The organism is Leptospirillum ferrooxidans C2-3 (assembly GCF_000284315.1).
GTDB classification, from domain to species: domain Bacteria; phylum Nitrospirota; class Leptospirillia; order Leptospirillales; family Leptospirillaceae; genus Leptospirillum; species Leptospirillum ferrooxidans.
This window is the reverse complement of the sequence record NC_017094.1, coordinates 1,370,412-1,392,447: the sequence shown is the minus strand read 5'-3', so window position 1 is coordinate 1,392,447 and position 22,036 is coordinate 1,370,412. Positions and strand designations below refer to the sequence as shown.

The window sequence follows — 22,036 nt, the reverse complement described above, 5'->3', positions numbered from 1 at the left end:
AATGGTGCGGATGCGACCAGGGGAAGTCTTGCGTTTTTTTTGTGTCTTATTTTCAGTAGTGGTTCTCTTGATTCCAGAGTTGGTTTGGGCAGATTCACCGGTGATGGGGGCGGGCACCGGTGAAATGCCATCGGCCGTTCCCTTTTCGAGCGATAGTGATATCTCGAAGGAATTCCAGGCTCTGGCTCCCCCTTTTCTTCCTTGGGGACCCAATACGAGCGGACCTTTTTTTACAGGCACGGCCGAGGTTGAACCGATCGGATCCTGGTATCTTGAGCCCTTTGCATATGATGGGCTTTCACCAGGAAGCTCGTCTCTGTATATGCCCATGCGTCTTGCGATAGGACTTGGTCATAACCTGGAGTTTGATAGCTTCATTCCTCTGGTCCAGAACTGGCAGGGTTTCCCTTTAACGCCTCAGGGAACTTCTTCCAGCCACTTCGGAGTAGGGAATACCCATTTTGAAGTCAAATGGGGTCTGACAAGCGATGAGGACGTCTACCTACCCTTTGCCAGGCCGGCAATCGCCCTGACCTTCGATTTCTGGATTCCGAGTGGGCAGTACCAGAATCTGAACCCGCAGGACTTCGGGGCCGATCAGCTGGGAAACGGTACGTATAATGAAGCGGTCATGTTACTTGTGAGAAAGCATTTCAAGCCATTCATGATCTATTTGCAGGCAGGTGACATTATCGAGAATCCCTCGACAGTCGGAGTCGGGTATACCTTCAACAATGGCATTACCCAGAATATGACCCCCGGATACCATATGGTCGATGGAAACCTTTTGTATTATGCGGGGGCATTCGAACATGTGATCAATACCGATTGGGGTGCTGGCTATCTTCTGGAAATCTACGGACAGTCCCAAAGCGGAGAAAATCTGATCTTTGGACCGTCAAACGCTCCGGAGTTTTCTTTTCTATGGTGGGCTCCAGAGATTGAGATGACCTGGCCATCCACTCCAAAGTTTGCCGCGACATGGGGTGCCGGTGTGGCGATGCCCATTTATCAGGACAATTATCCCAGAACGGTGACCCCAATGGGGACCGTTACCCTTTACTTCAACGGTCCATTCGGATACAGGGGCATGTGACCCGAAATGGATTGGAGTTATCCCCCTTCCGCCAAAGTGAAAGGAAACGACGGGACCCTCACTTTTTTCCACTCTTCAGTTTTCTTCAGAAAGTCTGCAATGTTGTCAGCCGGGGGGAAGTGCCCGTCGTCCTCACCCCTCCGGTTCACTTTCCCTGATGGTGGTCATTGGGACCATCCTCAGGGCCTTCCATCTTTTCTTGAACTCTCCGGTACCTGTCTAAAAAAACAGTTTATTGCAATAGATCGGATTCCATCGATGTTTGAGCTTGGTCCCGACCATGACATCGGCACAGAGACACGATTGAAAATCGCTCTTGAGCAACGGAACAAAAAGGATCTGGTGACTGAATTCGCGTCTTTGATGGGGATGCTGTTCTGGTTGTCATCACATCCCGGCATCAGGTCGTGGGCCGTACAGTCGAGCTTCCGAGATATCCGTGACAGAGGTTTAAAACAGACCTTCGCTCCATTGACGGTTACCTCCCTTCTTTCAGATTCATACCATATTGAGATGAGGCTATTCATTGACATATACGTTCATCGTCCGTATGATCAAAGACGTAGGAGGGATCTATGAGTACAATTGCAGTCAAAAATGCCCGCGTTGAGTTAAAAACTACGAAGGAAGCCAAAGAACTGCTTAGTAAGGCGGCTATTCTTGACGGGTTGGATTTATCTTCATTCATGCTTGCCGCTGCCATCGAAAAGGCGCGAGCAATCCTACGGGACCATACTTCGATTGCTCTCTCAGAAGAAGGTCAGATTCTGCTTTCCCGCTTGTTGCAGGCTCATCCAATGCCCACTGACAAGATGATCGAACTGCGTAGCCTTCCTAGACTACCGGTAAGGAATGAGTGAGTTTTATTATTGAGCTTTTTGACCCTCAAAAAATTTATACTGACTACAAGAAGTTTAATTGTGGGCATAGTGTTACTGACAGTTTTGTTCGATCTTCATTAAGAAATCAGATAATGCAAGGGTTCAGTGTAGGCTATGCCCTTTTAGATACCAGCCAAAATGATCGCTTCGTTGGTTTTTTCACGATTGCAAATCACTCGATTTCTATGAATCAGCTAACTGCCTTGAACCTTGGTTCTTTACCGAAGACTATTCCCTGTGTTCGTTTGATCATGTTGGGGGTCAATAAAAGGGATTCAAGAGCCGGATTAGGGAAGCAATTAATCAACCTCGCCTTTGACCTCGTAAAAATTTCATCTGAGTCCATAGGCTGTTTCGGCATGTATTTGGATGCAGACCCCCAGGCTATTGATTTCTACACAAGCCTAGGATTTTCGCTTCTGGAAGGAAATAAAAACCCACATCCTTCCCCGATGTTTATTCCTGTGTCTGCTATTCCCTGAATTTAGGAAGAGTAATATGGCGAAACGGGCATATTCTTTTCCCCCAGGGTTGGGGTCCATGGCCTTCTTTGACAATTCGAATTAATGATTTTTGCTATAATATCGGGAGATAAAAGCGTATACTGTTCAGGTCTAGTTTATCTTTTTCCAGAGAAGAGCTATTTGGTCGGCCGCGCTTCCCCCAAAAAAGCCAGATGTAAAACTTCTCCTCATACAAAGTTCTCAACCCCCTTTTAACGTCAGGATCCTTTCCATGTCTTTTTCAGCTCTTGGCCTTTCCGAAGAAATTGTGCGCGCTGTTACCGAAAGGGGTTATCTGACCCCGACACCGATCCAGGTTGCTGCGATCCCGGCTGTATTGTCGGGAAGGGACCTCATGGCCGGAGCCCAGACTGGAACCGGAAAAACAGCGGGTTTTACCTTGCCAATCATTGAGATCCTTTCCAGAAAAAATGATAAAAAGGAAAAAGGAAGAAGGGTTCCCGTCAAGGCTCTTATCCTGACTCCCACCCGTGAGCTTGCGGCTCAGGTTGAGGAGTCCGTTGTCGAGTACGGGAAGCATATGAAACTCTCCTCAACCGTTATTTTTGGCGGTGTCAGCATCAATCCCCAGATTCAGAAATTAAGGACGGGAGTGGATATTCTGGTTGCGACCCCGGGGCGTCTCCTCGACCATGTCCAGCAAAGAACGCTGGATCTCTCGCATGTCGAAATTCTGGTTCTCGATGAAGCGGACCGCATGCTGGATATGGGTTTTATCCGGGATATCCGGAAGATCATCTCTCTTCTTCCGAAAACTCGACAGAATCTTCTGTTTTCGGCGACGTTTTCGGATGAGATCAAGAGTCTTTCAAGCAGTATTTTAAAGGATCCGATTCTCATTGAAATCACCCCTAGCGGAAAACCGGTCGAGAAGGTGTCCCAAAAGATCTACCTCGTCGATCGCGACAAGAAGCGAGCGGTTCTTTCAAAGTTGATCAAGCAGCATGATTGGTTTCAGATCCTGGTTTTTACGCGAACAAAACATGGGGCCAACCGTTTGGCGGAACAGTTGAATAAAGATGGAATCTCTTCCCTTGCAATCCATGGCAACAAAAGTCAGGGAGCGAGAACACATGCCCTTGCGGAGTTCAAGACCGGCACCCTTCATGTTCTGGTCGCTACGGACATTGCGGCTCGGGGCATCGATATCTCGGAACTTCCGCATGTAGTCAACTTTGATCTTCCAAACGTTCCGGAAGATTATGTCCATCGGATTGGACGCACCGCCCGTGCTGGTGCCGAAGGAGAGGCCATATCTCTTGTCTGTATCGATGAGCACAAGCTTCTGGAAGGAATCGAGCGTCTGATCAAGATATCTTTACCGAGGGAGGTGGTTCCAGGATTCGAGCCAGATCCAAATGCCAAAGCGGAACCTATCGATAATGGGCAGGGAAGGAGGGGTTTCTCGGGTCGCCCGAAGCCTTCGAGTCGATCTCCCCAGAAAACTTCCTCCGGAAATGATCGCTCGGGAGGGGGTGAGTCCAGACGATCTGGCTCTTCAGAGGGAAGAACCAGAAGGGGGTAAGCTCATTCTTAATAGAGATAAAAGAAGGGTTGTTTCATGCTCGCCAAGTATGAGTTCTTTTCGTTAGCCTAATTATTCTATCTATGATTTTTAAGAGATCTTGATAATGGCTCAAATCGTCATATCTTTTTGGTTTTGAGAGATTAGCTTGCACGTTGGATTAAAAGATAATTTTTCTGGAGATGGTATGGCCGATCCATTGGTATCAATCGTAATTCCCGCTTATAGGTCAGGGGAATTGATTAAGGAAGCTATTCAATCTGTTTTCAATCAATCCTATGAAAATTATGAGTTAATTATAGTTGATAACAATGCAAATGAAGAAACAAAAGAAGTTATCCAAGAAATGATTGCTGAATCAAATAAAAAAATCAGACTCGTTTATGAATCTGTTCAAGGAAATAGTTCTGCCAGAAATAAAGGTATTCTTGATGCTAAAGGATCTTATATAGCTCTCTTAGATGATGATGACATGATGCATCCCTGGCGTATTGAATCACAGCTATCAATCGCGCTTCTTCACCCAGAGGCATCAATTATATATGGTGGTATTGATGTCTGTTCCTACAATGGGGAGGAAATTCATGAACAAAATCTTGCTCCTAATGTCGAGTTTTTTGTAAAACCAATTATGAAATCTCATCATAGATTTAAAGAAGATCCCCCTCTTTTAATACTTCCGTCTGTTATGTTTTTTCAAAAAGAGAAGGCCATAAAAGCAGGACTTTTTGATACGAAATTTAATCCGTGTCATACGGAAGACACAGATTTTTCTTTTCGTATGTGGCACTCTGGCCCCTTTTTCGGCGTTCGGAAATCTGTTTCAATCTACCGTAGGGCGACAGCGTCATTTTTTGAAAAAAAACGTCAAGGGATTTTAGATTGGTATCAAACAAGGAAAAATCAGGATCTATTTTTTCAAAAACTAGTAAGTCAATATTTTAATAAAAATGATTCAAAAAACATTAAAAACTTTCAATTATCACAATCACAATTATTGAGAGAAACTTCTCACAATATCTTAAGATATTCAGATGGAAGAGCTTTCGCTAGAAGACTGTTGTTACGGGCTATCTACGCAGATAAATTGGATTTGAAAAACTGGAAATGGTTTTTGAGGACTTATTATTCTGATGGTAGATTGAAAAATAGTCTTAATATAAAATCATTTGCAAATGGTAAGTTAAAAGATGATGTCAATATTGAAGAATTGGAGAAGTTATTTTTGTTACCATGATTTTTCTCAAAAATCTAAGACAAGAATTGATTTTGCGCTGGTCTCAGGAAAATTAATGTCGGTTTTTATAGAAATGAATTAGAATTTTATTTCATCAAGTGTGAATAAGTTTTTCAATAAAGATTCATCAACCTTCATTGGTAAACTTCCCTTAACTATTTTTTCAAAATGAAAAAAGGATGGATAGTATTTTTGAGGGAAAAAGGTTCGCAAATAAATTTTCCATGTTTTTAGGTTGAAAGGCTGATCTGCTAGTGCTCTAGTCAGAAGCTCCCGAGCGTAAGTTTTTCCTTCTTGATAGGCTAAAAACTTTATGCTTAATTCTCGCATCCATTGGGCCCTGATTTTTTTTAATGCTTTTCGAGAGACAGGATCTTTATCTGATCCAAATTTTTTGCAAAGAATACTAAAAAAATAATTCAGGTTTTTGATCGCAACCCAGTCAAAATCACCTTGGCGTGTCTTAAGATATTCTTTTGATGATAACCGGATTTGGGTTAATGATTCTGGTATTAGATAAATTGGCCCTTTTTCATACATTCTTAATGAAAACTCAGTATCCTCTGTCCAATAAGGATTGAATCCCTCGTCAAAAAGGCCAACCTCAAGGGCTAAGCTTTTACGAAAGAACATCGTAGATGGGTGGGGGTTGTAAAGGGGATATTTTTGATAGTGTTCAGTCTTTCCTAAAAGCTCAGTTGCCCAGAATTGAGGAGAAAAGGTTTTTCTGGACTCAACAACACGACCATCTTCATAAGATATGAAGTCAACAAGATTCGTAACGATCGAATATTCCGGATGTTTTTTTTGGACATTCAATTGTTTCAGAAGCTTATCAGGCATCCAGATGTCATCCTCGTCACAAAAAGTAATAAAATCTCCAGTCGATTCTCTGACTCCCCGATTCCTGGCAGATGCGATTCCCTGAGTAGGTTCAGATACTATTCTGACTATTGTCGGATAACGGTCTCTATATTCCTTGGCTACCATCAATGTTTCAGGGAGAGCATTATTATCGACAAGAATAATTTCAATGTTTTTAAAAGTTTGATTAAGAATGGAATCAAGTGCTTGAGACAGTTTTTGCTTGTGTTTATAGATTGTAGATATAACAGAGATTTTATCTTCAGATTCCAAAAAACCCACTTTTACCTCTAAGTTCATTGAATAAGTCAGGGTAAGATATCAATTATTGATCTGATTATCTTCAATCATATCCATCCGGGATTTTTGGCTTTTATAAAAACATACCTTTCAGCCCATTGTTGAGCTTGTCCATTGATTGCGGTAGCAATCCCTCTTTAGGGACAGCCTCCACAACGGCACGAACAATCCTGACAGGAAGTCTTTTCCCCGGAGAGTGCCGATGTAACCAGAGTCTGAAGTCCGGAGATAAAGTCCTGTCTGGTGTTGAGGGCTGGAGCGCGTAAAAAACGCTTCAAGGGAAGAGTCGAAGCGAGATCCCTGTAGAGAATATCCATTTCATAGAGTGTTTCCTGATGGTCGGAGACGAAGCTTACAGGAACCAGAATCAGGTTCTTGGTACCTTTCTCAGCAAGGGAAACAATTGTTGCCTTCGTTTCCGGACCCAGCCATTTGAGAGGTCCGACCCTACTTTGGTACGCCAGGGAGAACACCAGCTTCCTGTGGGGGAATTCCCGCCGAAGATAAGCCTCTGCCGCCTGGCAGGTGCTCTCCGTATCTTTTTGATAGGGATCACCCTCTTTGGTCACCATGAACTCCGGAATGCCGTGGGCCGAAAAGAGGATTGTGGCCGGCTCATCCTCGGGAACGTCCCGGATCTTTTCCGCAATGGTTCCCGAAAGAGCCGCAATGTAGTTGCTTTCAACGGGATAAGCCGGAATGACTGTTCTCGGGAGATCCGCGAGTTTTGGGAAACCCTTTGAGATCGCCTCGAGGGCTTCCATGAAAGAGGACCTTGTGGTGGTTTTCGAGCGTTGGGGATAGAGGGGAAGAAAGACAAGGTGGTCGGGTTTGAAGCCATCAAGCGCCACAAGAGCTTCCTCGATTCTGGGTGGAGCGTATCTCATGGCGACAACCACCTTGTATTCTTTTCCGGACTCTCCGGCATTGAGGATCCTTTCAAGCGAGCTGGCCTGATCGGAGGTGATTTTTCGAAGAGGAGACCCACCGCCGATCTGGGCATAGTAGGATCGGCTGGTCGGAGCCCTTCTCCGGGCTACAATCCGGGCAATCAATGGCTGCAGGAGTCTTGGAACCCGGAAGATCTCCGGGTCGGAGAAAAGATTCAATAAAAACGGATAGACATCGTCGAGGGTTTCCGGACCACCCAGATTGAACAGGAGCACTCCGATCCTGTTTCCCTGAAACGATGGCTGCCGGTTTGAAGTATGGTGGTCATGGGCATAAGTCATATGGTTCTCCCTGCATTTTCCCCGCGATGAACGGGATGGCCAGAAGTCGATGATTGGTGGCTATTCGTGATTCATGTCCTGTTGATCATCAGGTACAGGACAAAGGCGACGGAAAAGACAATGATATTGGCAAACCATGCCCCCAGCCAGGGAGAAATCACTCCCCCCCTGCCCAGGGAAATTCCCAACGAGTATATAACCCAGTAGGACAGGGAAAACATGAGGCTCAGTCCAAACCCCTTGGCGATCCCGACCTGGCGTCCTTCCCGTATGCCAAAGGGAATCGCCAGGAGAACCATCAGAAACGACGCGACGGGAAAGGCCACAAGGCCATCTTTGACCGTTTCGAATCGTATGGTCGGAAGCTTGCTGTCTTTGAGGACATGGATCGTTTCCACAAGCTCGGGATAGGTCATCCTGGAGATCCGGACGCTTTGATAGGAAAAGTCTTCCGGGCGTCGGTCAAGAGGAGCTTGTTTTTTAAGGAATGGGATCCTTTTCAGGGATCCGTCAGGATTCATTGTTGTGATGACCCCATTCACAAACTCCCAGTGATTTTGGGTCCAGAAGACCTTCGGAGCCGAGATGGTTTCCAGCAGATGAAAATCCTGGCTGATCTCATATTGGGTCACCCCGAAAAGATTCGTACCTCCCGATTCGACAGAGAGCGTGTGAAAAAGATAACGGTCTCCCGAGCGGATCCAGAGATCTTTCAGGATGCTCTGTGAAACTCTTTTTCCCCCCTGGTCGATCAGGACGTCCTTGATATAGTCCGTGTGGGTGTAGGCTGATGGGATAAAGGTGTAGTTCAGTCCGATTTCAAGAAATGTAATGATGATACCCAGAAGGAGAAAGGGCTTGGTGGCCCGGATCAGACTGATCCCGGAGGCCCTGATGGCGGTGAGTTCATGGTTTTTGGAGAGGATTCCCAATGTCAGGATCGTGGAGAGAAGCCCCGCCATGGGAAGAACCCTGAATCCAACCTCTACGAATCGATAGGCAAAATAGAGCCCGATTGTCGCGAGGGGCGCGTGATGGCTGAAGAAGTCTTTCAGTTTTTCCACCGAGTCGATCACGCCGTAGATCGCTTCAAGAGACACCGCGCTGATCAGGAAGATCTTGAAAAGCTCGGATGCGATGTACTTTGAAAGGATCGTCACGCCGAAGCCTTTTTCCGGAAGCGGAACTTGGGGAGGGTCATCTGGGGGATCTCGATCTCCCTGAAAACCAGAATTAGTAGAAACACCATGACCGATCCCAATACAAGATCGGGAATGAGGGATGCCAGAAGGGGAGGAAGAAGTTTTCTCGCAACCAGCAGGTCATCGATCGTATTGAGCATATAGAACACGATGACGGAGGTGGTTGCAAAGACAAACCCTGAAAGCTTTCCGGATCGTTTGGCATAGATTCCGAAGGGGATCCCCATAAAGGCAAAAATGATGCAGGAAAACGGATAGGTGTAGTTTTTGTAACGGTCTTCAAGCTGGCGAAGATCATCCGATTTGGGTGTTTTGCTTTCGCGGATTTTTTTCTGAAGCTCGGAGATGCTCAGGATGTGCCGGGACTCTCCCTTGGGGATGGATCCCAGAATAGTCAGGTCATAAGAATCGAAGCGGACAAATTGCTGGTAGGTCCCTTCCCGGTAAAGGGTGCCCGATGTCAGCTTGAGCCTGAGCCCTGGGGGATTGATCTCATTTTCAAGATGGCCTTCCTTTGCGATGATGACCGATCCGGCATCGTTTTTCCCGACAGGTTTTTCATAGATGAAAATCCCGTTCATCCGCGAAAAAGTCGGCATCCGGTCGACATAGATCACAAATTTGTTCATGAAGTTGTTAAAAGACTGGGGTTTGATCCCGAGAGAAAGTTTTTTCTGCAGAACCGTCAGAAGCATATCCTGTAGCGACATCCCCTGGGTTTCCATGGCTTTTAACGACATTCCCAGACTCAGAGCGAATCCGATGAGGGCAAATAGGGCCAGCGGAGGAATCAGCCGGGAGATTCCGATCCCGGAAGCCTTGATGGCGATGATCTCTCCATCCGATGCCAGCCGGTGAAAAACAGCCGTCGAGGCGGCAAGGACGGAGACCGGGATGATCATGGTCAGAAACTGGGGAAAGATGGCAAGGATTAGCCTTGCCACCGTTCCGGGGGAAAGTCCCTTGTTGACGAGAAGGTTCATGATCAGAAGGGTCTGCTGGGTCAGGATCAGGATCACCAGAATGAAAAGCCCGATAATGAAGGGAGGGATCAGCTCCCTGAAAATATAACGGGAAAGAATGCTCATTAAAGCCCGATACCAACCGCAAGCTCTGTTACCCATTCCCCCTTGAAGCCCGATCGGGTGGTTTCCGTGATCCGGACCCTGGCAATCGAGCCCTGGGAGGGAAGAAGTTCCCGGATGGATGGGCCGTCCCAGGGAAAGGACGGTTGGGCACGGACATTCTGGAACCAGGGAGCCCTTCCAAAAACCGCTCCCGTTTCCGGATCGGCCCGATCGACCAAAATATCGATGATCTCGCCGATATGTCCACTGTTTTTCTTGTGAACGAGCTCTTCGATCCTTTTCTGGAGAAGGTTGAGTCTTGCGACGGAGACGTCTCTCGCCGGCATTCCTTCGAGCTTTTCAGCCGGAGTGGACGGTCTGGGGGAATAGATGAAGGAAAAAGCGCCATCGAAGGAGAACTCCTCGACAGCCGACAGCGTTTCTTCAAACTCTTCCTGTGTTTCACCCACATATCCGACAATCAGGTCGGTGGTGATCGCAATTCCCGGGATTTCATCACGGAGATGTTCAATCCAGCGGGCGAATTCCTTTCGGGTATAGCCTCGGTTCATCCGGGCCAGAACCGCGTCCGAGCCCGATTGCATGGGAAGATGAAAATGGGGCATGACTTTTTTGACATCCTTCATGGCCCGGATCAAATCAATGGACATGTCCCTTGGGTGGCTCGTTGTGAACCGGATGCGTGAAAGACCCTCGACCTCGTCAAGAGCCCTCATCAGATTGGCCAGGGAGGTCCCCTCCTTGATCCCGAAGGCGTTGACATTTTGTCCGAGAAGGGTGATTTCCCGATACCCTTCCCGGACGAGTTGCTCAACTTCTTTTTTGATATCCGAGATCGTCCGGCTGATCTCGGGACCTCTAGTCGCTGGTACGACGCAATAGGCGCAGGATTTGTCACATCCTTCCTGGATGGTCACATAGGCCATGATGCCTGGGGGTCTTGCTGCCGGAGGAGTTATGAGTGGAGCAGGAGGGAGATCCCGTCCCATCACCTTGTGAGATCCTTGTTCCACTTTTTCAAGAAGGGGAATGAGGTTCCTGATCTGGGAGGGACCCATGACCAGATCGGCATCGGGAACCATCCTGAAAAGCTCCTTGCCCTCGCGTTCGGCCATGCAGCCGGTGATGACAAGATGGCGGGAATGTCCATCTTCGGCCACTGATCTGAGCCTTCCGATATCGGAGAGCGCCTTTTGGTCAGCCTTGTCCCTGACCGTACAGGTGTTGACCAGAATGACCGACGCATCGGAAGCTTCCGAAACGGGGGTGTAGCCTGCCTCGGCCATGAGACCCGACATGCGCTCGGAATCATGGACATTCATCTGGCAGCCGAATGTCCGTATAAAAAATGTTTTTCCCTCTTTTGGGGTGGGGTTGTCCTTGCCGATCATCTGGATTCTGTCCTTAATATGTCTATAGGGTCGCTCCGGAGAAATCAGGGGCCACCCGGGTGAAATATCTATGTGAATCTGTAGGTTCTTATCGAGATTCCTCTGATTCAAGCTGATTTAAAAGCCGGCTGTTTCTGACAAGAAAGACGGAAGCAAAAAAACTGTCCCGTCTTCCAATGGCCGATTCATCGTGGGAAGACGTCCGCAAGGAAAGTCGTTCCAGAATAGCGGCATCAAACTCTTCACGGGAGGCCATTTCACCCTTATCCCCGTTTTTGACAAGATCGATAAACTCTTCTGGAGATATCTTCAGATGGTTTAAAAGCTCCATGTCCATTCCGCAGGGAAACTCGTAATCCCCGATGCTGCCGGCATTGATCATCCTGGCTTTGTCGATCATCCGGCCAAGCCAGGGCAGACCACCCACAAGCTCTCGCCCATTTCTCGGAAGAGTGCTCAATCCTGACTCTTTTGCGCTTCGATCACCAGATGCATCGAATAGATTTCCCAGGAACGGATCAGGGAAAATCCTGCCTCCAGAAGGGAAGTGATGATTCCCACCTCTGGAACCCGCTCCGACAGGGGGGGGCCCATAGGTGTTTCTTCGGGTTTCCAGTCGACGATGAAGAGAGAACCGCCGGGGGCAAGGACGCGGAAAATCTCTGAAAGGGAGGTTTTCCGATCGTCGATTTCATGGAACACATTCACCATCCACGCGAGACCCACGGAACCGTCGGAAATGGAGAGCGGGAAGGCTTCAAGAAGGTGGGGTTCCATCCGGGCTGAAAGTTCTTGCTCCTTGGATCTTTTAATCAGATGGTCCAGCATTTCCTTCTGGATATCGACGACATGAACCGGATTGTTCTCCGGAAAAGCCCTGGCGATGGGGAAGGTGAAATATCCCGCTCCCGCCCCGAAATCCAGAAGGGAGGTGTTGGCAACAGGATGCATCTTTTCGATCAGGCTCTGGGGATTTTGATATTCCTGACGCTTGGGGTCATCGAGACGGTGAAGAAGGGACGGGTTAAAAACATGAGCCATGGTTCTATCCTTGTAAAGAGGGTCGATAACGTTATGTCTTTCGGTCTTCGAAAACAGGCAGGATCGGACAAGTGGCCAAGGTCTGTAATGACCGGTGATCCGAATGGTTCATGGCTCTCTCTTCCAATGCTCTTTTCCCAGCGATCGGTCGGGTGTCAGAGAATGGGTACTCAATCATGGGAAGAGAGCCTTTTCGCCTAATATACCCCAATTGGCCAGATCTAAGCCATACATTGGTTTTTCCAGACTAATACGAAGAGTTGTCTTTTCTTTTCAGATTCAGCATTGACCTGTCTGCGAAAAGTGTTAAAGTATCTTTAACCAATCCCTCCTAAACTGTAAGTTGATAGTTTATAAAAGCTTTTTATCATATGCTGTCATTGGTGCAAGAAAAGGGTGCTATCATCGGGAGCATTTCCCGGTGATGTGTGGCCCTCATGACGGCCGTTTCGCCTATCTTCATATTGCTGAAAGGGTACAGGGTCTTCTGGTTCGTATGTTCCGGCTTTGTCTTTACAGCAAGGTCGGGCAACCCATCTGATTCCTCTGATTGATGAGCCGGATCTTGGAGTTCGTATTTCGCTTTTTTGTTTAGGCAGCTCATTTCGATCTGATCGCCAAGGGAACGGGGGACGCCACGGCTATTCTGGATCTTCATGTTTGTCCATGAAATCATTTCATGAGGACGCACGATGAAAGAGCCCCGATGGGTGTGAGGGTTTCGACCGAAAAGAAGATTTTCCTGGGTTTTGGCATCGCGGTATCCGCTCTTGCGGTTTCTGCTCTCATGGCTTTTAGGTCAGCCGGGGATTATCTTCAGTCCGCCGAATGGGTGGACCATACTCAAAAGGTCCTCCGAGCACTTGACAACAGCTGGGCGTTGATCAACGAGGCCGAATCCGCCCAGCGCGCATACCTTCTCACATCAAGCCCTTTCTATCTCCGGGAACGCCAGAATGCCATCCGACGTCTTGAAACCGTTGTAGACGAATTCCCCAAAAAAGTCTCGGACAACCCCCTCGAAGAACGCAGGGCCCTTGAAATCCGGCAACATGTGCAGATGCGGATCCAAATTCTGGAGACCGTTCTCTCCACCTATCAAAAACATGGATTGGGATCAGCTCAGGCGCTTCTTCGGGCCGGAGCAGGCATCGGGGAAATGACAGCGATTCACGATCTGGTCAATGAGATGCATGCAACGGAAAAAAATCTGTTGCGGGAGCGAACGGAAGCCTCCAGGGTGGCAGGGCAAGAAACCCTGTGGGTAATAGCAACTGCGGCAATCTTTCTGATGGCTTTGCTTGGAGGGTTGCTTTGGCGGATCCGGGCAGAAATGCGTGACCGTCTCGAAGCGGAAAACGCATTGGAAGAATCGCTTCTGATCGAAAAAAGCCAGGGGAAAATCCTTTCTCTCTTCAGCGGTTCCGTTTCAGGACTCTCCGAGACACTCCAAACAGTACTGAATATATTGGCAGAGGATCATCCCTTTCCGGTTTCGGCCTTTTATCGTTATGACGAGTGGCAGGGAGTGTTTCTTCTGGAAGCGCACAAGGGTACCGATGATCAGTTGGAAAGAAGTTTCCATCGGGGAGAAGGGATATTGGGAGAGGCCGCCATGGCGGACTCTCTCCAACGGTTGAGACAGCCCGGTGCCACTCCCGGATTCTTGATCAGGACAGGCATCTGTCAATTTTCACCTGTGGAGATCGCAATGCTTCCGATCCGGTTTCAGGACCAACGGTTCGGGGTGATTGTGTTGGGTTCCATTCGGGCTATTGGCGACCGGGAGGCTTCTTTTCTTGAAAAGCTTTCCCTGCAGCTCGGAGCAGCCCTCAACAGCTTTCTACAAAAAGAAAATCAGCAGATCATGGCCTCGGAACTGCGCTCCCATAGCGGGGAGTTGCTCCAGAAAAATCAGTTATTGCGAATGGCGGATCAGGCCAAGTCGGATTTTCTGGCGAACATGTCTCATGAACTCCGCACTCCTCTTAACGCTGTCATCGGTTTTTCCGAGTTATTGAAGGACGGGATCCTGGGTAAACTCTCTCCGGAACAGACGGACGCCGCAAAAGACATCTTTGAAAGCGGAGAGCATCTTCTCTCCCTCATCAACGATATCCTGGATCTCTCGAAGGTTGAGGCGGGCATGATGAAGCTCGAGCTTGAGGCGACCGATCTTCAGAACCTTCTTCAAAATGCATTGGGAGTTGTGCGGGAAAAAGCGGCTGCCCACCAGATATCCCTTAGCATAGAAGTCGATCCGGACTCTCCTCCCGTCGTTCTGGACCAAAGAAAAACCAAGCAGATCCTCTATAATCTTTTGTCCAATGCCGTCAAGTTCAATGTCAAGGGGGGCCGTGTCATTCTTCAGGCACGACGCCACAGCGATTTGAAAGAGCCAGAATTTTCAGATTTTCCCACCTGGCTTGAAATCAGCGTGAAAGATACGGGAATCGGTATCTCAAAAAAGGATCTGGACCGTCTGTTCCAGCCATTCGTGCAGGCGGACAGCGGTCTGGATCGACATTATGAAGGGACGGGACTTGGGCTTTCCCTGCTCAAGCGTATGGCAGAACTCCACGGCGGAAGGGTTTCGGTGGAAAGCGTCCTGGGGGAAGGTTCGACCTTCCATGTCTGGCTCCCGTGGAGAAGCGATCACGAAGAGCAGGAGATCTTGACCTCTCCCGCGTTTCAAAGGAAAAATTCGGACCGGATGACCCTGCTGATCGAAAGTGACGATGAATCTTCGCTTCTTCTGGAGCGATCCCTATCAGAAGATGGCTTTCGGGTTCGGCGTTCCAAAACGGCCATGGAAGGGCTGGCGATGGCCAGGCAGGAGAGACCGGACCTGATTATTCTGGAAATGAAACTTCCCGATATGGACGGCTGGGATTTTCTGTTGGCTCAGAGAAACGACGAGCTCCTATCGGGTATCCCCGTGGTGATCACAACCATGGATTCCAGGGAAGGTTCCGGCTTTTCCCTTGGCAGTGTTCAGGTTCTCCAGAAACCTGTGGATACGAACGAGCTGAAAAAAATTCTCAACAAACTGGGACTGTCTTCCACCCAAAAAGAGCGACATCTGGTATTGGTTGTCGACGACGATGCCCATGCGGTCGAAATCCTGCGCAGACAGCTGACCAATGGAGGATATGAGGTCCTGAGCGCCTATGGCGGTCAGGATGCGGTCTTGATGGCCCGGAATTTTCATCCGGAGCTGATCCTTCTGGATTTGATGATGCCGGATTTCAGCGGATTCGATGTGGTTGAAGCCCTTCAGTCCGATCGCTCTACAAACGCCATTCCGGTGATTGTTCTGACGGCAAAAGTGATCACCACCGAGGATCGTCACAGACTGAACGGATCCATTCTCCAGATTCTGGAAAAAGCCGGATTCCAGTCCGATCGTTTCTTGGGGGAAGTTCATCGGGCACTGGCGAGTGGTGCGTCTGTCCAGGAGAAAGGGACTTCTTGAATCCAATCGTTTGATATCATGTGTTTTTGACCCTGATGTTCGGGGAGGGAGAAGATTTTGTCGAGAAGAATTCTGATCGTTGAGGATAACGAGATCAACTTGAAACTTGTCGAGATCATCTTGCAAAAATCGGGTTACCGGATCCTTTCTGCAAGGGATGCGGAAGAAGGGATTGAGCTTGCCAAATCGCTCCGTCCGGATCTGATCCTGATGGATATACACCTGCCTGGAATGGATGGTCTTGTGGCCATTGGCATTCTGAAAAAGGATCCTTCTACCCGGGAGATTCCGGTTCTGGCCCTGACAGCGCTTGCGATGAAAGGGGATGAGGACAGGATCATCGCCTCCGGTTCCGATGGATACATCCAGAAACCGGTCGGACATGAACATCTCCTTCAGAAAGTCTCCGCTCTTCTCTCCGGAAAAGGTCCTTCCGATGTCTGATCGTCTTCCCGTGGTTCTGGTCGTGGATGATGAGGGAAGCAGTCGCCGCCTCATCACCGCGCTTCTGAAGTCGGAACCCTATACAGTGCTGACCGCGTGTTCGGCGCAGGATGCGCTCGACCAGATGGAGTCGTGTCACCCGGATCTGGTCCTGACGGACGGAATGATGCCAGGAATCAGCGGTTTTGAGCTGGCGGCCAGAATCAAGGGGGACCACCGGTATGGAACGATACCGGTGGTGATCGTCACGGCGCTCGATGATCGGTCGGTTCGGCTCAGAACCCTTGAGGCCGGAGTGGACGACTATCTTTACAAGCCGATCGACCGGGCTGAGCTTCTGGTTCGGGTCAGCAATCTCCTTCGTCTCAAGGAGTACAGCGACCACATTCAAAAAAGTAATGAGCGGCTTGAGGAGGCGGTTCATCAGAGAACCATTCAACTACAGGAAAGCTATCGCCAGACGATTGAGACGCTGATCCGGGCCGCGCAAAAAAAGGACGAGGAAACGGGCGCCCATTTGAAGCGCATTGCCTATTACTGCAAAGAACTGGCCATACGGCTTGGGATGAGCGCTGACTATACGGACCTCATCTTCCGGGCCAGTCCGATGCATGATGTCGGGAAAATCGGGATTCCGGACCGGATATTGCTAAAGCCGGGACCTCTCGACCGGGACGAGTGGTTCATCATGCGAACCCATACGACCCTTGGAGCCAATATTATCGGAGAGAAGAATCTTTCTTTGGAACTTGCGATGGGATATGACATTGCCCTTGGCCATCATGAACGCTGGGACGGTTGCGGTTATCCTTTGGGGAGAAAGGGGGAGGAGATCCCGTTGTGCGCCAGGATCATGGCCCTGGCTGATGTGTACGATGCCCTCAGGAGCCGGCGTCCCTACAAAGAACCTTTCGACCATGACCTGTCGGTCGAGATTATCCTGAAAGGGGACGGAAGGGTCTGTCCGGATCAGTTTGATCCGCAACTGCTGGCGATTTTTCCGTTGGTGGTACCAGCATTTGCCGAGTATTTTGCCACATTGACCGACACCTTAGAACAGTAACCCTCCATGATCGAAAGACGGTTGGAGATTTATCGGGGGAGAGAATTTGTATGGTTGATTTCTGGCAAGAATACAAAACTCGATTACGAGGCTACATCGCCAAGCGCGTTAGAGAAAGCGAGGCAGTGGACGACATACTCCAGAATGTGTTCCTCAAGGCCCACACGAGCCTGCATACGATCAAATCACACGGCAGTATTGCAGCTTGGTTGTTCCGTATCGCCGCAAATGCCATAGCGGACCACTACCGTTCACAGAAGTTGTGGGTTGAGCTTCCCGAGGAACTCGCCGCACCCGAGCCAGAATGCAATTATGTCGCAGAGTTGGCAGCATGCCTTCAGCCATTGATCGCGGATTTGCCAGAGACTTACCGATCAGCCCTTGTTCTATCGGATCTGGAAGGCCTGCCCCAGAAAGAGGTAGCCAACCGACTGGGTCTCTCTCTCTCCGGTACAAAATCCAGGATCCAACGTGGGAGGGAGAAACTGCGTCAGCGTTTGCTCGAATGCTCTGACATCGAAACCGGACGAGTCGGCATCATTGGCTACGAGCCACGCGGCAAGAACTGTGATGGGGGTTGCTACTGAAATAAAGGCTTGAGAGGGATTGCGTCTTTTTCATTGGATCTCCGTCTATAGAGTACGACGCAACGAGCGTCGCAACCTTGAACGACAGGAGAAATTCATGGATGCCTTGAAAAATGACGAAATCCGTCAGGTCGTACGCCAAAAATATGGTCGTGTGGCTGAGGGGTTAGAAACAGGCTGCGGCTGCGGTCCGACATACAGCAGCAGAGCATCAATGGCAAGCTCTGAAAGCTTATCCCAAGGGTTCGGGTACACTGCAGACGATGTCGGTACTGTTCCTCAGGGGTCGAACATGGGCTTGGGTTGCGGAAACCCGCAAGCCATCGCCGCACTGAAACCGGGTGAGATTGTTCTCGATTTGGGTAGCGGTGGCGGTTTTGATTGTTTTCTCGCCGCGCGTCAGGTTGGCGTGACGGGACGAGTCATTGGTGTGGACATGACCCCTGAAATGATTTCTAAGGCCCGTGTCAATACGGAGAAGGGCGGCTACCTGAATATCGAATTTCGCTTGGGTGAAATCGAGAATTTGCCGGTGGCGGATGCGACTGTAGATGTCATCATCTCGAACTGTGTCATCAACCTTTCGCCGGATAAGCCCCGTGTGTTCAGCGAAGCGTATCGCGTACTGAAGCCTGGTGGCCGGTTGGCAATTTCGGATGTCATCGCCTTCGCCGAGTTGCCGGAGGCCGTCCGGCAAGACATGGCATTCTATGTAGGTTGTATAGCCGGTGCTTCCATTGTTTCGGAGGTCGAAGCGTTGCAAACAAGCGGATTCACGGATATTCTTGTGCTCCCAAAAGACGAGAGCAAATTGTTCATCCGCGATTGGGCGCCAGGGACGGATATTGAGGAGTATGTGGTGTCGGCCTCCATTGAGGCCATCAAATAGGGTCAACCCGGACGCACGATTAATCGCGCGTCCGGGTTTTCGGCAGGTTGTGGTCACATTGCACGGTCACTGAAGGATTTGAGGCCAGAGATTGATTGAGATTCACCGCAGGCGCGAAGTGTATTCCGTTTCCCAGCTTCTCACGAAGCTCAATCATTTTCTACCCACATGAGATTCTGTTGATTATGTGCTCTTCGACGTTATGTGTTTGTTCCTTAAAAAACTCCTGCGCCTCCTCGTTCATTCCTTTTTGGAATTCACAAAGATCTGCCTGATTAGCTCGATTGTTCAAGCGACGCTTCGTCTCAAGGCCCTGCACATGCGTCTTTTGGCAGCTACTCTCTCAACTGGGTCCCGTCCGGAGGCTTGGTACGCCTGGCTGAACAATCGTGCTAATCAGGATGCTTTTTGGGGGCTTTGAGCAATCCGGAGAGGAACCGTTAGACACAATCCTCCCGCCAGAGACAATGGATCTGACCGCAAATCTCCGCTTGTCCGGATTCGAAACAGTCGTTATTTCCCTCTGCTCTCTGAATCATTCTGATCAGATCGGCTTTCCGGGATTTTTGGGGCGAAATTCCTTTATCTTGTGCAATTTTTCGGATCTCTTCCATTTTCATCGATTTTCTCCAAGCAAATGTTTGGCATCATGGAAATTGGGAGATCTTGGAGAAAAAGCACTCTTTCACCTGAACCTTCAAGAGTTTCTGCAAGAATCCCTTCAAGAAAAGAAGTGTGGAGATTGGGAGAAATCTCACGAGAAACAGATATCACGATAGGTTTGGCCTGTCAATTTAGGGTTTGGCATCCTGATTCAGATGGTGAAATTTGTTTTAGAAGAGTTTTTGAACCATTTCTCAGGATTTTCCCCGTTATCAGCAGGGGTTCCGAATTCTGACAGAGGAATCGATCAATCAAATTCAGAACTTTTTTGTGAAAGGATATGATCTTTTTTCAGAGATTCTCTTTCAGGAAGAAAGAGGTTGTTCTTTACCATTTTTTAACGGTGTCGAAATGTCGGATGGAAATAATGGAAAAGATGTCCAGGGTTGAACAGGAGCTCTTTCTTGAAGAGGTTTCCGATCATGAAGGGACGTCTGTGAAAAATGAATGGACGGGTCGAGGACTGATATCGTATCGACTCTTTTTTCCGGTTTGTCCTGACGACTGGATTCTTCGGAAAGAATGCTCAAAAGCCATAAATTGAATGCAATCATATGGCATTTTCAATTCTCCCGGTGAAATCTTTTATCCCGGCGGGGAATCCTGTCCAGAGTTTGGGGAGATGAACCCATTGAAATCACTCCGAAAATTCCTTCTGTCTGTCCTCTTCATATCCATGGCTATGATTATTCTGACTGTCGGGGAAGGGAGGGCAGGGGATCTTCCGACAGAGACACCGATCAAACATGTCATCGTGATCATCGGTGAAAATCGCTCCTTCGACGATACATTCGGTGCTTTTGTTCCTCCCCTAGGGCAATTTGTCCTGAATATCCTGTCGGAAAGAATCATTGGAGCGGATGGAAAACCAGGCATAAATGTTCAGTCGGGCCGTCAGAGAGAGGCCTCCGATTTGAGACGCTACAGTGTTGCCCCTAACATCATTGGCGAATTCTCCACTCTACCGTCTCCAGGCAACAGCGAGGTCTTCGGGAGCCACTCGATTGGGGCGGACCCGATGTTCCCCCCGGTCCTTCCGAACGCTCCCTTTCAAATCACGCGCTACGTTCCCTATCGGGATACGTTTGTTGGCAGTCCGGTCCACCGCTTTTTCCAGATGTGGCAGGAGACCGACAAGGGGGCCATGGACCTGTTCCCATGGGTCGGGATGACCGCCGGAGAAGGAGGGGATGGAAACGCTCCGCCGTCTCCATTTGGCCAGGAAACGACGGGAGAGGGATCGGTGTCGATGGGGTTCTACAACATGAGCGCCGGCGACGAACCGGTTCTTTCCCGTCTTGCCCGTCATTATGCTCTGGCGGACAACTATCACCAGGTGATCATGGGCGGAACGGGAGCAAACCATATCGCGATCGGAACGGCCGATGTGGCTTTTTACAGACCTTCCGGAATTCCCTCCACCCCTCCGTTGGCTCAGATTGAAAATCCGGATCCCCGGAAAGGGGGGCTGATCTCAGCTTCCGGAGTGGCGGAGGGAAATGTCTACACCAATGACGGATATGGAGACCACCGGACAGGAATGGGCGGAAATTACGTGGAGTGCGAAAATCTCAAGAGTCCTGGCGTCGGCTCGATCAGGCGCTATCTTTCGCAGCTCCCCTACCGGGTGTTTTCTCCCGGTGGGCCGGCAGACTGCGCTCCCAAGACCTATTATCTGGTCAATAACTATGACCCCGCCTACGATGGACAGGGAGTCAGGATTCCTCTGGTGAAGACTCCGTTTCTGGCTTCGCCCCAGAGCATTCCTTCGATCGGGGATGCTCTGTCGGCCAAGGGAGTTTCCTGGGGATACTTCGGACAGGGCTGGAACCATGGGCACCCCACGAAGGAATACTGCGCACACTGTAATCCGTTTCAGTTTGAAACGTCGGTCATGACCACAGACCTTCGAAAGAATTTGCAAGGGTATAAGGATTTTCGCATTCGGGTCGAAAAAGGAACGCTTCCTTCCGTGTCTTTCGTCAAGCCGGGCAACAGCGTTGATGGACATCCTGGCTATTCATCCCTCTCGAAGTTCGAGCGTTTCCTTGAGAAAACCGTCGCTCTCATCCGGAGCCACCCCGAACTTTATAAGAATACGGCCATTTTCATCACCTTCGACGAAGGGGGAGGTTATTACGACTCTGGCTATATCCAGCCCCTCTGGTTTTTCGGAGACGGGACGCGGGTTCCCCTGATCCTGATTTCGCCTTTCGCCCGAAGGGGGTTTGTCGACCACACCTATTACAATCATGTCTCACTGATCAAGTTTATTGAGAAAAACTGGCATCTTGGCCCGTTGTCGAAAAGGAGTCTGGACAATCTCCCCAATCCGATTATGCCTCGTTTTCCCGAACATCCTGAATCCCTTCCTCCGGATCGTCAAAGGAGCTTTTATATCCCTCAAAATCGACCGTCCATCGGAGATCTGACGAACCTGTTCGATTTTTCCCACAGAGACTGATTCAATCTGAGTTGGGAAGGATAACATGTCCGCTGTGGCCATTTTATGGTTTGGGGGTAGTATCGTTCCA

The 22,036-nt window shown here is 49.2% G+C and carries 20 protein-coding genes; 13 read left to right on the top strand and 7 right to left on the bottom strand.

The genetic code is table 11. The features are described from left to right. Positions 1 to 58 precede the first annotated feature (58 nt). The 5 genes from LFE_RS07125 (at position 59) to LFE_RS07100 (ending at position 5,263) form a co-directional block, all read left to right on the top strand. A complete protein-coding gene (locus tag LFE_RS07125) occupies positions 59 to 1,096 on the top strand; it encodes a hypothetical protein (protein ID WP_407081006.1) in 1,038 nt (345 codons plus the stop codon). A 575-nt stretch (positions 1,097 to 1,671) separates the two neighbouring features. Continuing rightward, positions 1,672 to 1,956, top strand: coding sequence for a type II toxin-antitoxin system TacA family antitoxin (locus LFE_RS07115; RefSeq protein WP_014449551.1), 285 nt, complete (start codon positions 1,672 to 1,674; stop codon positions 1,954 to 1,956). Continuing rightward, positions 1,953 to 2,459 carry a GNAT family protein gene (locus LFE_RS07110; protein ID WP_014449550.1) on the top strand — a complete coding sequence of 169 codons (507 nt, stop codon included), beginning with the start codon at positions 1,953 to 1,955 and terminating at the stop codon, positions 2,457 to 2,459. The genes LFE_RS07115 and LFE_RS07110 overlap by 4 nt, the downstream gene beginning before the upstream one ends. Positions 2,460 to 2,712: 253 nt before the next feature. After that, positions 2,713 to 4,026 (top strand): DEAD/DEAH box helicase, encoded by a 1,314-nt coding sequence (locus LFE_RS07105; protein ID WP_014449549.1) that lies wholly within the window; start codon positions 2,713 to 2,715, stop codon positions 4,024 to 4,026. A 187-nt stretch (positions 4,027 to 4,213) separates the two neighbouring features. Beyond that, positions 4,214 to 5,263 carry a glycosyltransferase family 2 protein gene (locus LFE_RS07100; RefSeq protein ID WP_014449548.1) on the top strand — a complete coding sequence of 350 codons (1,050 nt, stop codon included), beginning with the start codon at positions 4,214 to 4,216 and terminating at the stop codon, positions 5,261 to 5,263. 78 nt (positions 5,264 to 5,341) lie between these two features. Here the strand turns inward: LFE_RS07100 and LFE_RS07095 are convergent, their stop codons facing one another. The 7 genes from LFE_RS07095 to LFE_RS07065 form a co-directional block, all read right to left on the bottom strand. Beyond that, a complete protein-coding gene (locus tag LFE_RS07095; protein WP_014449547.1) occupies positions 5,342 to 6,409 on the bottom strand; it encodes a glycosyltransferase family 2 protein in 1,068 nt (355 codons plus the stop codon). Between the two features lie 155 nt (positions 6,410 to 6,564). Continuing rightward, a complete protein-coding gene (gene hemH / locus LFE_RS07090) occupies positions 6,565 to 7,659 on the bottom strand; it encodes a ferrochelatase (protein ID WP_014449546.1) in 1,095 nt (364 codons plus the stop codon). A gap of 71 nt (positions 7,660 to 7,730) precedes the next feature. Beyond that, a complete protein-coding gene (locus LFE_RS07085; protein ID WP_014449545.1) occupies positions 7,731 to 8,819 on the bottom strand; it encodes an LptF/LptG family permease in 1,089 nt (362 codons plus the stop codon). Then, positions 8,816 to 9,949, bottom strand: a complete 1,134-nt coding sequence (locus LFE_RS07080; protein WP_014449544.1) for an LptF/LptG family permease — start codon at positions 9,947 to 9,949, stop codon at positions 8,816 to 8,818. Before LFE_RS07080 ends, LFE_RS07085 begins: the two co-directional genes overlap by 4 nt. Beyond that, positions 9,949 to 11,340 carry a tRNA (N6-isopentenyl adenosine(37)-C2)-methylthiotransferase MiaB gene (gene miaB, locus LFE_RS07075; protein ID WP_014449543.1) on the bottom strand — a complete coding sequence of 464 codons (1,392 nt, stop codon included), beginning with the start codon at positions 11,338 to 11,340 and terminating at the stop codon, positions 9,949 to 9,951. Before miaB ends, LFE_RS07080 begins: the two co-directional genes overlap by 1 nt. 88 nt (positions 11,341 to 11,428) lie before the next feature. Then, the gene (locus LFE_RS13135) at positions 11,429 to 11,800 is read right to left on the bottom strand and encodes a DUF5069 domain-containing protein (RefSeq protein WP_014449542.1); all 372 of its coding nucleotides are present in this window, start codon (positions 11,798 to 11,800) and stop codon (positions 11,429 to 11,431) included. Further along, positions 11,797 to 12,381, bottom strand: a complete 585-nt coding sequence (locus tag LFE_RS07065) for a class I SAM-dependent methyltransferase (protein WP_014449541.1) — start codon at positions 12,379 to 12,381, stop codon at positions 11,797 to 11,799. The genes LFE_RS13135 and LFE_RS07065 overlap by 4 nt, the downstream gene beginning before the upstream one ends. Here LFE_RS07065 and LFE_RS13955 point away from each other — a divergent pair. The 8 genes from LFE_RS13955 (at position 12,373) to LFE_RS07015 (ending at position 21,966) form a co-directional block, all read left to right on the top strand. Further along, positions 12,373 to 12,582, top strand: a complete 210-nt coding sequence (locus LFE_RS13955; protein ID WP_148272582.1) for a hypothetical protein — start codon at positions 12,373 to 12,375, stop codon at positions 12,580 to 12,582. The genes LFE_RS07065 and LFE_RS13955 overlap by 9 nt on opposite strands. Before the next feature lie 478 nt (positions 12,583 to 13,060). Further along, on the top strand, positions 13,061 to 15,856 hold the full coding sequence (locus LFE_RS13130; RefSeq protein ID WP_081495377.1) for a response regulator: 2,796 nt from the start codon (positions 13,061 to 13,063) through the stop codon (positions 15,854 to 15,856). 57 nt (positions 15,857 to 15,913) lie between these two features. Continuing rightward, a complete protein-coding gene (locus tag LFE_RS07050) occupies positions 15,914 to 16,300 on the top strand; it encodes a response regulator (RefSeq protein ID WP_014449539.1) in 387 nt (128 codons plus the stop codon). After that, a complete protein-coding gene (locus LFE_RS07045) occupies positions 16,293 to 17,363 on the top strand; it encodes an HD domain-containing phosphohydrolase (protein WP_014449538.1) in 1,071 nt (356 codons plus the stop codon). Before LFE_RS07050 ends, LFE_RS07045 begins: the two co-directional genes overlap by 8 nt. Before the next feature lie 50 nt (positions 17,364 to 17,413). Then, complete coding sequence (sigZ, locus tag LFE_RS07040) at positions 17,414 to 17,950, top strand: RNA polymerase sigma factor SigZ (protein ID WP_014449537.1); 537 nt, start codon at positions 17,414 to 17,416, stop codon at positions 17,948 to 17,950. Between the two features lie 97 nt (positions 17,951 to 18,047). Then, on the top strand, positions 18,048 to 18,839 hold the full coding sequence (locus LFE_RS07035; protein WP_014449536.1) for an arsenite methyltransferase: 792 nt from the start codon (positions 18,048 to 18,050) through the stop codon (positions 18,837 to 18,839). 1,030 nt (positions 18,840 to 19,869) lie between these two features. Next, entirely contained in the window at positions 19,870 to 20,046 is a 177-nt protein-coding gene (locus LFE_RS14140) for a hypothetical protein (RefSeq protein ID WP_158310252.1), read from the top strand. A gap of 87 nt (positions 20,047 to 20,133) precedes the next feature. Then, positions 20,134 to 21,966 carry an alkaline phosphatase family protein gene (locus tag LFE_RS07015; RefSeq protein ID WP_014449534.1) on the top strand — a complete coding sequence of 611 codons (1,833 nt, stop codon included), beginning with the start codon at positions 20,134 to 20,136 and terminating at the stop codon, positions 21,964 to 21,966. Positions 21,967 to 22,036 lie beyond the last annotated feature (70 nt).

What these genes read in the sequence shown, in the direction of transcription:
- sigZ (WP_014449537.1), top strand. Translation starts at nt 17,414, where the DNA reads ATGGTTGATTTCTGGCAAGAATACAAAACTCGATTACGAGGCTACATC.
- LFE_RS07080 (WP_014449544.1), bottom strand. Translation starts at nt 9,949, where the DNA reads ATGAGCATTCTTTCCCGTTATATTTTCAGGGAGCTGATCCCTCCCTTC.
- LFE_RS07100 (WP_014449548.1), top strand. Translation starts at nt 4,214, where the DNA reads ATGGCCGATCCATTGGTATCAATCGTAATTCCCGCTTATAGGTCAGGG.
- LFE_RS13955 (WP_148272582.1), top strand. Translation starts at nt 12,373, where the DNA reads ATGAGCCATGGTTCTATCCTTGTAAAGAGGGTCGATAACGTTATGTCT.
- LFE_RS13130 (WP_081495377.1), top strand. Translation starts at nt 13,061, where the DNA reads ATGAGGACGCACGATGAAAGAGCCCCGATGGGTGTGAGGGTTTCGACC.
- LFE_RS07065 (WP_014449541.1), bottom strand. Translation starts at nt 12,381, where the DNA reads ATGGCTCATGTTTTTAACCCGTCCCTTCTTCACCGTCTCGATGACCCC.
- LFE_RS07045 (WP_014449538.1), top strand. Translation starts at nt 16,293, where the DNA reads ATGTCTGATCGTCTTCCCGTGGTTCTGGTCGTGGATGATGAGGGAAGC.
- LFE_RS14140 (WP_158310252.1), top strand. Translation starts at nt 19,870, where the DNA reads ATGGAAAAGATGTCCAGGGTTGAACAGGAGCTCTTTCTTGAAGAGGTT.
- LFE_RS07105 (WP_014449549.1), top strand. Translation starts at nt 2,713, where the DNA reads ATGTCTTTTTCAGCTCTTGGCCTTTCCGAAGAAATTGTGCGCGCTGTT.
- miaB (WP_014449543.1), bottom strand. Translation starts at nt 11,340, where the DNA reads ATGATCGGCAAGGACAACCCCACCCCAAAAGAGGGAAAAACATTTTTT.
- LFE_RS07115 (WP_014449551.1), top strand. Translation starts at nt 1,672, where the DNA reads ATGAGTACAATTGCAGTCAAAAATGCCCGCGTTGAGTTAAAAACTACG.
- LFE_RS07035 (WP_014449536.1), top strand. Translation starts at nt 18,048, where the DNA reads ATGGATGCCTTGAAAAATGACGAAATCCGTCAGGTCGTACGCCAAAAA.
- hemH (WP_014449546.1), bottom strand. Translation starts at nt 7,659, where the DNA reads ATGACTTATGCCCATGACCACCATACTTCAAACCGGCAGCCATCGTTT.